11 protein-coding genes and 3 pseudogenes are annotated in these 14,231 nt (G+C 61.2%); 5 read left to right on the top strand and 9 right to left on the bottom strand.

Features of this window, described 5'->3' with window-relative positions; all coding sequences use genetic code 11:
• The 3 genes and pseudogenes from QN413_RS25870 to QN413_RS25860 form a co-directional block, all read right to left on the bottom strand.
• Positions 1-185, bottom strand: a pseudogene (locus QN413_RS25870) (phosphate ABC transporter substrate-binding protein PstS); the annotation flags it as partial.
• A gap of 278 nt (positions 186-463) precedes the next feature.
• Entirely contained in the window at positions 464-718 is a 255-nt protein-coding gene (locus QN413_RS25865; RefSeq protein WP_323499461.1) for a hypothetical protein, read from the bottom strand.
• Positions 719-1,293: 575 nt separating this feature from the next.
• The gene (locus QN413_RS25860; protein ID WP_323499460.1) at positions 1,294-1,614 is read right to left on the bottom strand and encodes a hypothetical protein; all 321 of its coding nucleotides are present in this window, start codon (positions 1,612-1,614) and stop codon (positions 1,294-1,296) included.
• 151 nt (positions 1,615-1,765) lie between these two features.
• Between QN413_RS25860 and QN413_RS25855 the strand changes: the two genes are divergently transcribed.
• Positions 1,766-1,939, top strand: a complete 174-nt coding sequence (locus QN413_RS25855) for a hypothetical protein (protein WP_323499459.1) — start codon at positions 1,766-1,768, stop codon at positions 1,937-1,939.
• 111 nt (positions 1,940-2,050) lie between these two features.
• Complete coding sequence (locus QN413_RS25850; RefSeq protein ID WP_323499458.1) at positions 2,051-4,447, top strand: S1/P1 Nuclease; 2,397 nt, start codon at positions 2,051-2,053, stop codon at positions 4,445-4,447.
• Between the two features lie 123 nt (positions 4,448-4,570).
• On the opposite strand, the gene QN413_RS25845 is transcribed toward QN413_RS25850, so the two are convergent.
• Entirely contained in the window at positions 4,571-5,923 is a 1,353-nt protein-coding gene (locus tag QN413_RS25845; protein ID WP_323499457.1) for a hypothetical protein, read from the bottom strand.
• Between the two features lie 73 nt (positions 5,924-5,996).
• Positions 5,997-6,398: a hypothetical protein gene (locus tag QN413_RS25840; protein ID WP_323499456.1), complete on the bottom strand. Its 402-nt coding sequence runs from the start codon at positions 6,396-6,398 to the stop codon at positions 5,997-5,999.
• Between the two features lie 234 nt (positions 6,399-6,632).
• Here QN413_RS25840 and QN413_RS25835 point away from each other — a divergent pair, with 234 nt between their 5' ends.
• Together QN413_RS25835 and QN413_RS25830 are read left to right on the top strand one after the other, a co-directional pair.
• On the top strand, positions 6,633-8,723 hold the full coding sequence (locus QN413_RS25835; RefSeq protein WP_323499455.1) for a bifunctional metallophosphatase/5'-nucleotidase: 2,091 nt from the start codon (positions 6,633-6,635) through the stop codon (positions 8,721-8,723).
• Positions 8,724-8,887: 164 nt separating this feature from the next.
• Positions 8,888-9,943 (top strand): tetratricopeptide repeat protein, encoded by a 1,056-nt coding sequence (locus QN413_RS25830; protein ID WP_323499454.1) that lies wholly within the window; start codon positions 8,888-8,890, stop codon positions 9,941-9,943.
• Between the two features lie 508 nt (positions 9,944-10,451).
• Here QN413_RS25830 and QN413_RS25825 read toward each other — a convergent pair.
• The 4 genes and pseudogenes from QN413_RS25825 to QN413_RS25815 form a co-directional block, all read right to left on the bottom strand.
• Positions 10,452-11,003, bottom strand: a complete 552-nt coding sequence (locus QN413_RS25825; protein ID WP_323499453.1) for a porin — start codon at positions 11,001-11,003, stop codon at positions 10,452-10,454.
• Entirely contained in the window at positions 11,000-11,200 is a 201-nt protein-coding gene (locus QN413_RS27480; protein WP_409054663.1) for a porin, read from the bottom strand. Before QN413_RS27480 ends, QN413_RS25825 begins: the two co-directional genes overlap by 4 nt.
• Positions 11,201-11,327: 127 nt before the next feature.
• Positions 11,328-12,623, bottom strand: a complete 1,296-nt coding sequence (locus tag QN413_RS25820) for an IS256 family transposase (RefSeq protein ID WP_323499452.1) — start codon at positions 12,621-12,623, stop codon at positions 11,328-11,330.
• Positions 12,624-12,821: 198 nt separating this feature from the next.
• Positions 12,822-13,738 (bottom strand): annotated as a pseudogene (locus QN413_RS25815) (IS3 family transposase); the annotation flags it as partial.
• Between the two features lie 97 nt (positions 13,739-13,835).
• On the opposite strand from QN413_RS25815, the pseudogene QN413_RS25810 reads away from it, so the two are divergent.
• Positions 13,836-14,176: pseudogene (locus tag QN413_RS25810) on the top strand (transposase); the annotation flags it as partial.
• Positions 14,177-14,231: the final 55 nt, after the last annotated feature.

Below are 14,231 nucleotides of genomic sequence, written 5' to 3'. Positions count from 1 at the left end.
CCGACAGATTGGTAATTGACCTGCGTGCCGGTCGCCTTGTTGAAGTCGCCGGCCCACTTGGCGTACAGCGGTGCCGGAAAGCTTGCACCTGCGCCGGTGACGTTCTGGGCGAAGGCGGGTGAGGCAGAGGCCGCGAGGATCAGACCTGCGGCAGTGAACTGAGAGAGACGGCGTATCGAGTGCATGAAGCTTCCTGGTCGGAGTACGAGTGCCAACGAATTCGCGATGTGCGATCGTCCCTGCATGGAACCAATGTAAGAAGACGCTATGACATGCCTGTGACTTGCAAAGTCACAACACAAGATGCAATCGCGCCAACCGACAATGCAACCCTCCGGTAGCAGCATGCATTGATGACGCGGCCGCGCTCAAAGAATTTGCTTACAGGGCGGCTCAGCCGAACTTTCTTCGATGCCAACTCGAAGTTGAAATGCAAAAAAATCTATTTGCCGGCTTGGTCGACTTATTCTGCTTTTGGGACGTCCTCACGCTCGCCGGCAGCATCGGCGTCCTGCTCCATGTCGGGAAGCGGTTGGTCAGCGAGGGCTTTGATGAGTTGCTCGCGGAATTCTGCCAATGCCTTTGCCGATTTGGCGATGTCCTTGGAACCTTGGCCAGCCGCTCGCTCCACAAGCAGACCGGGTTCTTCGGACAGGACGATTTCAATGTAGCGGTCCGCGACTTCGGCAGCCGCGATCATTTGCGCTTCTTTGGACATGCAAGACTTCCTGGACAGTAAAAGGAAGCCTGATCCTGCAGGCGGACTGTGACACCGCCGCTACTGCGACAGCGACAGCGCATGCATACGACGTCGGTTTTCTGTCTCAGCGCTTCAATGCAAGTTGAAAAACAATCGTCCGAACTGTGAGCTCGAATGCTGGGCGCTAAAAGTACGTAACCACTGCCCCGCCGCAAGGTGCGACTGTGGCTTAACCCATCGCACCGTCTTGGCCGCCATAGGCGCCAGTCGCGCTGCCCGATCGGAAAAAAAGGCCGGTCCATCCACACGCCTCAACAAGTCCTGGCCCGGAGCTGCTTCAAGCTTCGTCACCGCTTCGCGCAACCGCACGACGTCCGTGTCGTGTGCGCCGTACCTGGCCTGCAACTTCCTCAACAAGTGGGTGAGGGTTTTGTGGTGGTGTCATTCGCATGGTCCCGCCACATAACGGACAGAATTCACCCGGGCGGCCTTGGGCGCGCTGGCCGGCGCGAGCATGCCGCCGCCGGCAATGATTGCGGCGGCATTTTTTTCCCATCTCCTGGCCCGCCACCTGGCCAGGGCCTCATTCATCCTCACGTTGGACGTCGAGAAATTTGGGCAGGAGCCATCGTGGCCAGGTCAGCCGGATTCGGCGCTTTGGGGAGATGCCGGATGCGGCGGCGCTGAAAGAGCCGCAGGCAGCTGCCAACGGCGCCGTTCAGATTCTCTATTCGCTGCGGCGAAGGATCGAGCTTTTCATCAACCTCCCGTTGGCGAAAGGCGATCGCGCTTCTCTTCGGGATGACATCCGGGACATGAGCAGGATGGGTTGAGACCGTCACATGGCTGACGGTGGCGAGTAGCGCTGATTCGCGGGCATCACCGCACGGCACCGACTGCAGGAGCGTCTTCATTCGGTTGTCATCGCATGGTTCTACGCTTGTCGGTGCAGCGCGGAATTCAGGCACAGCGGGATGACGCGCGCGTGTGGCCCTTCAAGCGACTCATGGGCAAGTGCACTGAAGGCGCCTCCTCTACCCATCCGAGACCATCATGACATTACCCATGTTCCGGCTGCGCGTCGATCGCATCGAAGGCGGACGTTTTGTCTGGGTCATCAGCGAGGTTTCTCCTTCACTGGAAGAAACCGAGCTCGCTTCCTCCCTGAATGCCTATGAGTCCGCCAGACACGCATTGGCCGACGGTGCAAAGGTGCTCGAACAACAAAAGGGCCTGTAGCCCGCGGCTGTCATCAGGGTGTCTAGATGCTGTGAGAAACATGAGGTGGGCTCAGCGTCAGGCGCTCGCCCAGATGCATTCAAGCGTGTCGACGTTCTGAAAGGGAAAATCATGTCCGTCCTGGATCTCCAATACAACTTTGCCGGCATGTCCTTGAAGGATCTGCTGGAAGCGCGCGATGCTTATCACTATCACCTTCTCAGCAAGGCCAACGTCGTTGGGACTGCTGTTGGCTACTACTTGATCCGCAAAGACGAGGATTGGCCAAGCAAGCCGGGTGAGGGGAAGAGGCCGCCAAATAAAAAGACGTATGCGCGCACGCTTTTCAACTCGGAGGTCCGCGACTATTCGTGGCCGTGTGTTTTGGCGTTCGTGCGCAAGTGGGCCGATGAAACAGAGTTTGGTTCTGGTGGGACTTTCAATTCCTCCCTCATGCTGCCAAAGACCCTGTACATGCCCGACGGTCGCGCTGTACCGGTGTGCGTCGTTGAAGTAGGCGACGAAGAAGTCAAAGCCGACGCGACCGAGATTGAAGGGCCAAGGCCGTCGTATCCCCTCGGCGGAGGTTGCCCCATCATCTTGGACGTTCAGGGAGAGAGGCATACGGCCACGGCCGGATGCCTCGTCACCGACGGGCATACCACCTACGTGCTCACGGCCCGGCATGCGAGCGGGGACGCCGGTGAGGTGGTTCAAAGCGTCACGCGCAAGGGATTGACGCGTATCGGCGTCAGCACCGACAAATGCCTTACACGCCGCCCGTTCGAAGAGGTCTACCCGTCTTTTGCAGGACGCCGCTGCTATGCCGCGCTCGATGTCGGGCTGGTGCGGGTAGATCGCGCGGCCGACTGGACATGCAACACGTATGCACTGCCGCCTCTGGGATCGTTGGCCGATGTGAACGAGGCCAATCTTTCTCTGAGGTTGATCGATCAACCAGTGCTCGGCTACGGCGCAGCGTCGGGCTTGCTACGCGGTCGAGTGAAGGCGCTTTTCTACCGGCATAGATCCGTCGGTGGATACGACTATGTCGGCGACTTCCTGATCGCACCCGATGGCGCGAAGCAAACCCGCCCGGGCGATTCCGGAATGGTGTGGCATCTCGATTTGTCCCCGCAGGCGCGCCAAAGACAAGATACGCCGCTGGCGCAGCGCCAGCTGCGCCCCTTCGCCGTCGAATGGGGTGGTCAGGTGCTGAGCGGTCAGGCCCGAGGCGCTGCATTTGCTGTGGCTACCAGCCTGAGCAACGTGTGCAAGCTGCTGGACGTAGAGCTGGTCACCGACCTGAGCCGTGGGGTTTCTGGCTACTGGGGACGCACAGGGCACTACAGCATCGCGGCTCTGGCGATCGAGCAAATCCGCGAGCCCAAGCTCAAGAAGTTGCTGCTCGCCAATTCGCAGGTTCTCAGCTTCGACGTATCGAACATCGCCGATCGGGGCTTCGACAAATCGGTGGGGCAACTCAGCGCAAGCGATCAGTTTGTGCCGCTCGCCGACGTGCCCGACGAGATCTGGAAAAAGCTGCCCAAACAGCGCGGCGGGCGGATCGGGGGTCGCGACACCTCGGGCGGTCCCGGCCGCAGCGATGGCCCCGAGCATCCAACGCATTACGCTGACATCGATGTTGACTATGCGCCACACGGCAAGAATTTGAGAGAGCTGTGCCGCCTCGATCCGGAGAAGTACTTGACGGTGCAAGCCTGGCTGTCCTACTACGACGAGCTGCAAAGCCTGGCCAAGGCGAACCATGACGCTGCTGCAGCCGCGCAATATGGAGACAAGCTCAAACGCGGCCTGCTGCCGTTTCGGCTTTGGCAATTTTTTGATGCCATGGTGGGCTTCGCGAGAGAGGGTGACGTCCTTCGATTTGTCACGGCGGCCGGGCTCGCAGCCCACTACATGGGCGACGCATCGCAGCCGCTGCATGGCTCGGCTTTGGCGGATGGCGACAAGTCAAGTGCGAGCCCGAGAACGGATCCCACGACAGGCGTATCGCTTCCCTACGGCGCAGGGGTGCACAGTGCGTTCGAGACCAATATGGTTTCTCGACACGCCCCCGACTTGCTAGACCGCGTGAAGCTCGACTTGAGGCAGCAAACCGCGCTCCTTCCCTTGTGCAGGAGTGGCGCGCAAGTTGCCAGGGCGACCATCGAACTGATGCACCAGGTTGCGCGGACGCTGCCGCCGGCACACATCCTCGATGTCTTCGAAGAGGCAGGGGGCACAGCGCGCGTCGCCGTGCTCGATGCCATGTATGAGGCATTGGCTCTGCCCACAGCACAGGTCATGGCAAGCGGCGCCAGGTATCTCGCCTTGTTGTGGGACTCTGCCTGGGCAGCGGGGAACGGCTCAAAAATCTCCGATGATCAGCTGCTTGAGCAGGACACGGGCAAGGTACAGATCACATACGCCGATTCGGAATTCATTTCTTCATTGACGCTCGATGCAATTGCATCGGTCCTTGTGCCTCCGTCCGACGGGTCCGAACTCCAGTGGCCGCCTAAATGACGGGACGCTTTTCCGCGCGCATCGTCCGAACAGGCGATCGTCGGCCGCGCACCGCTTGAGGACAACGCCACGCCGTAATCAGTGAAGACGCTTTGAGAGATGTGCGCCCTGGCGCTTCGGGGATCAGATGGCTCCGGTTTGCCTAAGCCGCGTGAGTTCCTGACGCACTGCGTCCAGGCCCTTAGTGCCGTACAGAACCAGCAGACGCTCGCCGCTGAGGTAGGCGAGGGCCGGGTTGCGAAATCGCAGGTTGAACGTGGCCGCGTCTGATGCGTCGTAGCCGAACTCCGGCGCCAGCTTGGTCAAGATGACATTCACGGAAGCAACGGCCGGGCCGGAGAATGTGAAGTCGGCATCCGACAGATTGTGCAATGTGTACTCGACACGAAGATTGGTCTGCCCGCCGGCCGTCAGATCGACATCCCCCAGTTTGCCGAGTGGCGGCAGGCGCAGGCGCCCGCTGCTGTCGTTACCGAGGTAACCCGCCTTCACGGGATCGATGCGCGCGATGATCGCCGCCGCACGCAGCCAGTTGACCACCTTGAACTCGTTGCCGAGGGTCGGTGCCGAATGCGCGCTGGCCTGTGTCAATACCATCAGTGGCGAGAAGCCGCGCGCCATCGATTCGGCAATGCTGAGGATGTGATGCCCGCCGGTGCGCGAGTCGCCGGCCGCACCCCAGGCGTCTTGGGTCCCCGCGCCGCCGAAGTTGAACTCGGTGAATTCACTCCCGTCGGCGTTCCACTGAAACACGATGGTCTTTGCCCAGTCATGCCAGATGGGCGCGGCCAGTATCACGTCCTGATCGATGGGCAGACCGCCTTGACGCTTGCTCTCGCGACCACCGTGATGGTGTTGCGCTTCCTCGTCGTCGTCGATGTCCACGGCTGGCAGTCCGCCCGGTCCAGAAGAGCCGTAGACACTGCGGTATTGCTTGGTAAGATTTTCGTCGTAGAGGTCGTTGTTCGCTTCATGCACCGGTAGACCACCGGGGTAGGAGTGATGTCCGCCGAAGGCACTTCCCGGCGCAGATTCCAGCGGCTGCGGGAGTTGCGGACAGGCAGCATCTGCCTGCAGGACCGGCGGGAAAATCGCAGCCCGCACGCCCGACGGGAAAGCCGTCGCATCAGCGCGGTTGATGAGACCCTGCTCGAAAAGCGTCTGGATCACTGCATCTTGGGCCTGTACGGTGGCCAGCCCGCGGCGATGCACTGCGCACGTTGCCGGATTCTTCAGGATGTCGAGCGTGGCTGTGCGCAGCGTGCGATCGCCGATGCGTTCGCCCTGAGCGATCAGATAGCGCATCGCCGAGCGCACGAGCGGTGATTGCTTTGCCAGTCGGATGGCCGCTGCGTTGCCATCGCCCGGTTGGGTCTGGTCGGCAGCCATGCTGGCGGTCGAAGACAAAAACATCATCGCCGCGGTGGCCGTCGCCAGCGCCATGAAATGCACATTGGGCTTCGCCAATCGGATCATGAGATTCCTCCATCCAGTGTTGTGACCGGGCAAGCGTAGGCAGGCTTCATGACGCCCGCGTGATCACCGGTACTCAGGCCCTGCGCACAAGCCATGTCAGCGCGACGGCAGCCGCCACCAGCGCGATCACGGTGAGTTCCATCCAGAGCTCGTTGACCGTATGTGTCGCCTCGGCGGGCACTTGGCGGTGAACCGTTGCTGGCGCGGAAACAGAAAAAGGGTTGTAGACCGCACCGCCAAAACTCGGTGCGTCGACACTGTTCGCAGGGGCCTGGGGCTTGGGTTTGGCTTGTGCAGTCGCCGCCGATTTCGCAGGTGTCCATTCGCCGGGTTGCGCCGGCGCGGAGGACATGCTCTCGGACGGGGCTTCGGCCGAATTGACGTCGATTTCTTCGCCCGATGCAGAGAAGGCGAATGAGACCAGCAACACGGCACTTGAGAGATGAAGAGCGCGCTTCGAATCGATGCATTTCATAGGGTCTCCAAAGCACATGAAGACCGCCGGCAGCGACTGCTCAACCAGCGACATTGGGGCCTTTCACATCATTGTCCCTGCGCATCGATGACATGCGGATGACGTCGATGGCCTATCTCTTCGTCGTCACCGTTTGGTCACTGCGCGACTCGATAGTCGCGCCATAGCTTCTGCGGTGCGACGAGCGTGTGCACCTCATCCGCCTTTGCATTCAATCAACCATGAGGACAGCCCATGACGATCCGCCGCCTATTGCTCACATCCACATTGACGGCCCTTGGTGCGTGCGTCGCCGTGTCGGTAGCGACCTTGCCCGCTTCCGCGCAGCCTGCACGCACGTCAAACGCCAACGAGCGTGATCGCGGCAATGACCGGGACCGGGACCGGGACCGTGACCGGGACCGCGATGATGATCGGGACGATCGGGGCGGCCAGCATCACGGCAGGGGGCATGACGACGACCACCATGGCCAGTCACGCGAGCCCATCAAGATCAAGATCATCGGGTTCAACGACTATCACGGCACTTTGAAGTCGCCCGGAACGTTTGGCGTCAACGCGGTCGTGCCCGCGGCGCAGCGCCCCGCAGTGGGTGGAGCCGAATACCTTGCGGCCTACGTCGCCCGCCTGAAGGCGCAGAACGTGATGAACGTGGTGGTTGGCGCCGGCGACTTCATTGGCGCCTCGCCGCTGATCTCCGCCTTGTTCTTCGACGAGCCGGCAGTCGAAACACTCAATAAGATTGGCGTCGAGTTCAATGCCGTTGGCAATCATGAGTTCGACAAGGGGTCGGCCGAACTGAAACGGCTTCAAAACGGAGGCTGCAAGATCACCAACGGTGCACCGGATCCGAACAGCTGCAAGGGACTCGGCTCGACTGCACCAGGTACTTTCGACGGCGCCAAGTTCAAATGGCTGTCCGCCAATGTGATCGAAACCGGCACGGGACGACCTCTGTTCCCGTCCTACGGCATCAAGACTTTTCAGGGTGCCAAAGTGGCGTTCATCGGGATGACGCTCAAAGGTACCCCTGGCATCGTCACCCCCAAAGGTGTTGCTGGCCTGGAGTTCCGCGACGAGGCGCAGACGGTCAATGCGTTGATCCCCCGGCTGCGGGCGCAAGGCGTGCGCGCGATCGTGGTTCTGGTTCACCAGGGCGGCTTTCAGACCAATCCGAATGTCGGCGACATCAACGGTTGCGACGGAAATCTGAAGAACGCCGACGGCAGCGAGTCCGACATTGCCAACATCGTCAAAGGCCTGGACAGCGGGGTCGACCTGGTGATCAGCGGGCATACACACGCGGCGTACAACTGCTCTGCCAACACGCTGGATGTGAAGAACGTCAGCGGTGTAGCGGTTGCAACCCCACGTCCCACCGGGCTGCCGAACCGGGCCGGTCGCCTGATCCCTGTGACCAGCGCAAGCGCATTCGGCCGCGTGCTGACCGACATCGACGTGACGCTGCATCCGCGCTCGCACGACGTGGTGTCGGTTTCGGCGACCAACCGTCTGGTCGACCAGACCGATGTGGCGATCAACAACGCCATCGCAACGGACCCCACCGTGAAGAACATCGTCACGGGCTACAACGCGCTGGTGTCGCCGCTGTCCAACAAGGTGATCGGCACCATCGCCAGTGCGTTGCCCAATACGGCCAATCCTGCGGGAGAAATGCCGGCCGGCAGCCTGATCGCCGACGCCCAGTTGCAGGCCACGCAGCCTGCCGCATTCGGCGGCGCCGTAATCGCATTCATGAACGCGGGTGGCGTGCGCAGTCCGGGCTTCGCGGTTGCCGGTGCAAGCTATCCCTACAACGTCAGCTACGGAAACGCCTTTACGGTGCAGCCGTTTGGAAACAGTCTCGTGACCTTGACGTTGACGGCGCAGCAGTTGAAAGACCTCCTCGAACAACAGTTCACAGGCTGCCAGGGTCAGACCGCCCAACGTGTGATGCAGGTGTCGAACGGCCTGCGGTATTCATGGAGCCTTTCGGCCGCCCCCTGCTCCAAAATCATCAACGCGGTGCTGACCCGCACTGACGTCACCGTGACCCCACCGGTACCGTCCGCCGCGCCAGAGACGATCGTGGCCAACGGCGTGGTGCAAAACGCGGCCAAGACTTACCGGGTGACGGTCAACAACTTCATGGCCACGGGCGGTGATGGCTTCACAGTTCTGCTGGGAGGCATCAACCTGCTGGGTGGCGCACAGGACATCGATGCGCTCACGGCTTACTTCAATGCCGGCTACCTGGCCCCGCAGGCTGCCTACGATCCCGCGTTGCCGGCACTGGCGATTTCGCGCATCACTCAAGTTCCGTGAACGGTTGCAAGCACCTTCCTTCAAGGCGCTCGGCGATCCTGGCGTTGCTTTCACTGGCTGGTGCTGGTGCGCAAGGCTTCGCACAGCCAGCGCCAAACCCTGGGCACGCTGCGGCGCGATCTGCCGCCGCGATCACCGACCCCCGGGTGCTGGATGGCCCGCCGATGGGTGCGCGCACTGCGCTTCTGACGACCGCTGAAGCGCAGCTGGCATACGGTGATCCATTTGCAGCCATCGAGACCTTCGATCGCGCAGCGGCGATGCTGCACGCGCCCGACACTGAGATGGGTCTGGTGCGCGCGTACATGCAGGCTGGGCAATATCGCCGCGCGCTGGCGTTCTGCGCGCATGCGGCCGGCGCACATCTGGAAGCACCGTCGGCCAGCGCGTTGTATGCCTGGCTGCTGAAAGTCGGCGGGCAGAGCGAGGTTGGCGAGCGAGTGCTTCGGGACACCCTTGCGAGGGCACCGCAAGACGCAGTGGCTCTTCAAGCGCGCAAGGCATTCGACGCGTCGCGGCCACTGGCGTCGGATGTTTTGCTGCAAGCGCCGCACCGCATGGCTCCGTATGAAGTGATGGAGCCGGGGCAAGCCGATCCGCCGTCCGGTGCCCGAATCGTGGCGAGCGGAGTGCTGGTCAACAACGCAACCATGGCGTTGGCACCGACCGCAGCGGCGCTCACGGATGGGGTGCTGTGGGTCCGCAACGGCCTGGGGCGCACGACGCGGGCCCGCGTTGACCGCGAGCAGCCTCTGTCGGCCATGGGTGTCACGGTATTGCGCCTCGACGCCGCATTGGAAGGAGGCCGCCCTGTTCAGGTGGTCTTACGCGATCCCTTCGCGGGAAGCGCGAGCTTCGCCATTGAATTTGCTGGATCGTCTGCTTCGCAACCGGCCTGGCCGTGGCTGACCCAGGGCTTCTTTGGCGCCTTCGGGAACGATCCTGGTCATCGACGACTGAACATCGATGTTTCCGACGGCATGCGGGGAGGCCCCGTCCTTGATTCAAGCGGCCGTCTCGCAGGCATGTTGGTGCATGGTGGCGATGCGCAGGCCGTGATTGTGCCCGAGTCCCAATGGCGGCTGCTCCGGGACAGCGTAGTGGCTGCTCCAGAAAGCGATCGCATGGCGGCGGAAAAGACCGCGGCGAGCCTGATGCCGGCAGACGAGGCCTATGAAATCGGACTGCGGCTGGCTGTCCAGATCATTGCCGCACGATAGATGCAATTTGCATCAACGGCGGCGGCATTGGTGAGCAGGCGGCAAAGACCGCTGGCCTGCACGTTTCAAAAGCCGGGCTTCACCGCAACTGCGACCAACAGATCAGCAGCAGCGCGAGCGCCACGACCAGCGCTGCAAACCTGTACCGACTTGCGGGCGAGCAGTGCTTGCGCGTGCCCCGGCTTACGTCCAGACGTTTGAGTTCTGCCGTTTCAGTCTTTGTCTTGCCCGGCCAACGGTCGGGTGTGTCGGAGTCATCGTTATGCGCAGTCATTCCAGGCCCACTGGTGTCGCTCAGCCGGAGCTTTCCATACCGCTCAGGTCGCGCGCGATGACTGACACAGGTCTTCGGACTAGGGGCGGGGCTGATTGCGGGCATGCGGTGGGCATCGATTGATCCTGCAATTCCAGCGTATGACTGTCGAATGTCAAAAATGTGAAAAAGCCACCTGACTTGGCGTCGAGTGGCTTGTCGTTTTCAATTTGAACTGGCTAAGCCAGTGTCAAATTAGAACGAGTGCCGAATACCGAAGTCGTAGCCCATCGAGCTGCGATTCGTGTAGTTGGCGCCAGGGACAGTCGTAGAAGAGCAAGGAGCTGCATTCGGGTTCGTGCCGTTCGTCTGGATGACGGCCATGCTACCGAGAACTTGGCTGTTCTGGCCGTCGGAGATCTTCAGCTTGGAAACCGTGGCGTACAGAGCGGTACGCTTGGACAGGTTGTACAAGTAGCCGACTGCCAACTGGTTGGCCGTCGAGTCGAAGTTCGAGGTGTTGAAGAATGGATTGGCCAGAACGCCACCGTTCACCACGCCGTTGTCGAACTTCACGCGCAAGTATGAGGGGTGTACGAGGCCAGAACCGAGGGGAGCTGTTATACCCAGCAAAGCACCGTTGTACTTGTTGGTGGTGCGGTTGGCGAACTGCAACGCCGCATTCGCGATGGTGTCGTTCTTGTCTTTCACTTGCGACAGTTCACCGATCAGCTTCACAACACCGAAGTCATACGACGCGCCCAGGTTGAGCGTGGTGAGTTTGCGATCAAGTGCGGCTTGGTTCAAGCCCAGGGGAATGTGTGTGCCTGGCTCTGGCCGTAGCCCAGTGCAACGTCCAGGGGGCCGTTGGCGTAGCCAAAGCGCCCGCCAACGTAGCGCCCCTTTTGCGACGGCTCGACACCGCTGAGCTTCGTGGTCTCAGGCAGTGCGTACTGCAACTGACAGTAAAAACCACTCAGGTTCGGCGGCAGGAAATAGCCGATGGGGGAGCGTCTGAATTTTTGTGTTTCGAGGCGGGTTGATTGAACTCTGTCTCGCCTGATTTCTCATCTGTTTTCAGGCCCCTGCCAGGCCGCCGGAGGCGCCTTGGTTGAGCCATGTCTTCATGGATCAACCTCCTGCCTTTGCGCCGCCATGGCCGGCCTGCGTGAAGCGATCTTCGTAGAGTATCGCGAACTGGTTCATCGCCTCCTTCCAGTTGTGCGCGGCGCGACCCCAGTCGGCCGTGATGTTGCGCAGCGCCAGCCAGATCAGCTTGGAAGCCGCATCGTCACTCGGGAAGTGCCCGCGCGTCTTGATGATCTTGCGCAGGCGGGCATTGACGCTCTCGATCGCATTGGTTGTGTAGATCACCCGGCGAATCGAAGGCGGGAACGCGAAGAACGGAATCACTCGCTCCCAGGCTCGGCGCCAGGCTGCGACGACCGTGGGGAACTTGGTGCCCCAGGGCCCTCGCTCGAAGGCATCCAGCTCGGCCTCGGCCGCCTCGGCGCTGGCGGCCGTGTAGATCGGCCGGATGGCCGCTGCCAGCAGCTTGCGATCCTTCCAGCTCGCATAGTCCAGGGAGTTGCGAATCAGGTGCACGATGCACGTTTGCAGCGTGGTGGCCGGGAACACCGCTGCCAGGGCCTCGGGCATGCCTTTCAAGCCGTCGGTGACGGCAATGAGGATGTCGTTGACGCCTCGGGTCTTCAGGTCGTTGAAGACCTTCATCCAGAACTTGGCGCCTTCGGTGCCTTCGATCCACAGACCGAGAATGTCGCGCGTGCCGTCGGGCAGCACGCCCAGGGCCAGGTAGATGGCCTTGTTGCGCACCACCGCGTCTTCCTTGATCTTCACGCGCAGGGCATCGAAGAAGATCACCGGATACATCGGCTCCAGCGGTCGGGCCTGCCAGGCGGTGACCTCGGCCATGACGGCGTCGGTGACCGAGCTGATGAATTCGGGCGATACATCGACCCCATAGCTCTCCAGCAGGAAGCCCTGGATCTCGCGCATGGTCATGCCGCGCGCGTACATGGCCACGATCTTGTCGTCGAAGCCGGTGAAGCGGCGTTCGTGCTTGGGGATGAGCAGCGGCTCGAAGGAACCCGTGCGGTCGCGCGGCACTTCGATGCGCAAGGGGCCATCGTCGGTGAGCACGGTCTTGGCGCTCTTGCCGTTGCGCTGGTTGGCCGCATCGTCGGGCCGGGTCGCACCCGACGCGTAGCCCAAGTGGTGCGACAACTCGGCCCCCAGGGCGCGCTCGATGAGCGCCTTCTTGAACGCGACCGTGGCGGCGTTGACCGCCTCGCCGGTCATGGGGCCGGTGACGAACTGATCAATCAGTTCCCGGGGGATCGACGGCAGCGCCGCCATCTTGGCGGCGATCGCCGCGTTCTTCGTCTTCGTCTTGCTCGTCGGCATACATGCTCCTTGGGGTCATGCTATGCCTCGAACACAAAATTCAGGACAGGCTCGCCGATGGCGTTGCTGGTGCGAGCGTAGTTGTCGCTGCCTGCGCCGCCGGCGCCAGCGCCCGAACCGTACAGATTGGCCAGACCCAGACCTGTGTTATGAATCGCCCCGGCTTGAACTGACCCCCAGAAGTTGGACAATTAGAAGCTAGCAACTCAACGGCTGAATGCGGTACCGGACCGGGCTCAGGCCATTCAGTTTGAGCTTCAGACGTTGATGGTTGTAGTAGTGGATGTAGCTGCGTAGGCCCGCCCGCAGCTCATCAATGTTAGCGAACTTGTTGAGATAGAAGAACTCGGACTTGAGCGTTCCGAAGAAGCTCTCCATCGCGGCGTTGTCCAGGCAATTGCCTTTGCGAGACATGCTCTGCGTCAGACCGCGGTCGCTGAGTTGCTTGCGATAGGCAGGTATCTGATAGTGCCATCCCTGATCGGAGTGCAGAAGTGGCACAGCGGCTCGTCCCTTTAGCTTGCATAGCGCCTTGCTGAGCATGTTCCCGACGAGAGAGTACAGAGGACGTGCTTGCATTTCGTAGGCCACGATTTCCCCGTTGTAAAGGTCCGTGATCGGCGACAGGTAGAGCTTGTCGCCTCGGACGTTGAACTCGGTCACATCAGTCACCCACTTCTCGTTCGGCCGCGCTGCATTGAATTGGCGATTGAGCACATTGGGCGATGAGGCGCACTCGCCTCGGTAAGACCGGTATTTCTTTGGCCGAACCAGCGATTTCAGGCCAAGGTTGTTCATCAGCCGTTGCACCGTCTTGTGGTTCACGGCTTGGCCTGCCTGGCGAAGCTGCGCGGTGATGCGCCGATAGCCGTAGCGGCCCTTGTGGCGCTAGTAGACGGCCTTGATGCTTGATTTCAATCTGGCGTACTTGTCCCCAGTCTCCAAGACCTTGGCTTGGTAGTAGAACGTGCTGCGCGACAAGCCGGCGGCTTTCAGCAGCGTCAGCAACGGGTGGTTTGGCCTCAGTTCGAGGACGGCTTGCGCTCTTTCTGCGCAGCTTGCCGTTCCCGAACCAAGGCCTGCAATTTTTTTAGGTACGCAACCTCCGCACGCAGTCGCTCAACAGAGCTGGCCCCGGAAATCTGAACAACCCGATAAGTGTGGAAACTGCTCCTGCTGGCGAGGACCTCGCCTGTGAAGACTGGAGCAAAGATGAGCAGAAGACCCCGCCGCACGCACTCAGCGGCATTCAAAGCCAAAGTGGCGCTGGCCGCCGTTCGAGGCGACAAGACGTTGGCCGAATTGGCGCAGCAGCATGACGTGCACCCCAACCAGATCACCGACTGGAAGAACCAGTTGCTCACGCGAGCGGCCGACGTGTTTGGCGGCGAGCCATCGGCAGCAGAACCGGCGATCGACCTGAAGGCGCTGCACGCGAAGATCGGCCAGCTGGCGCTGGAGAATGATTTTTTGGAAGGCGCGCTCATCAAGGCCGGCATGCTGAGCGCAAAGCGATGATCGACCGAGGCCACCCGAGTTCGACAGTTAATCGCTGGCTGGGTGCTTCGACTCCAATATAAACAACGACTTAGCGCTCGATTTTCGATA

The organism is Variovorax sp. LG9.2 (assembly GCF_035018885.1).
Classification (GTDB): domain Bacteria; phylum Pseudomonadota; class Gammaproteobacteria; order Burkholderiales; family Burkholderiaceae_C; genus Variovorax.
The sequence above is the reverse complement of the archived record's forward strand: the minus strand, read 5'-3'. Positions and strand labels throughout refer to the sequence as shown.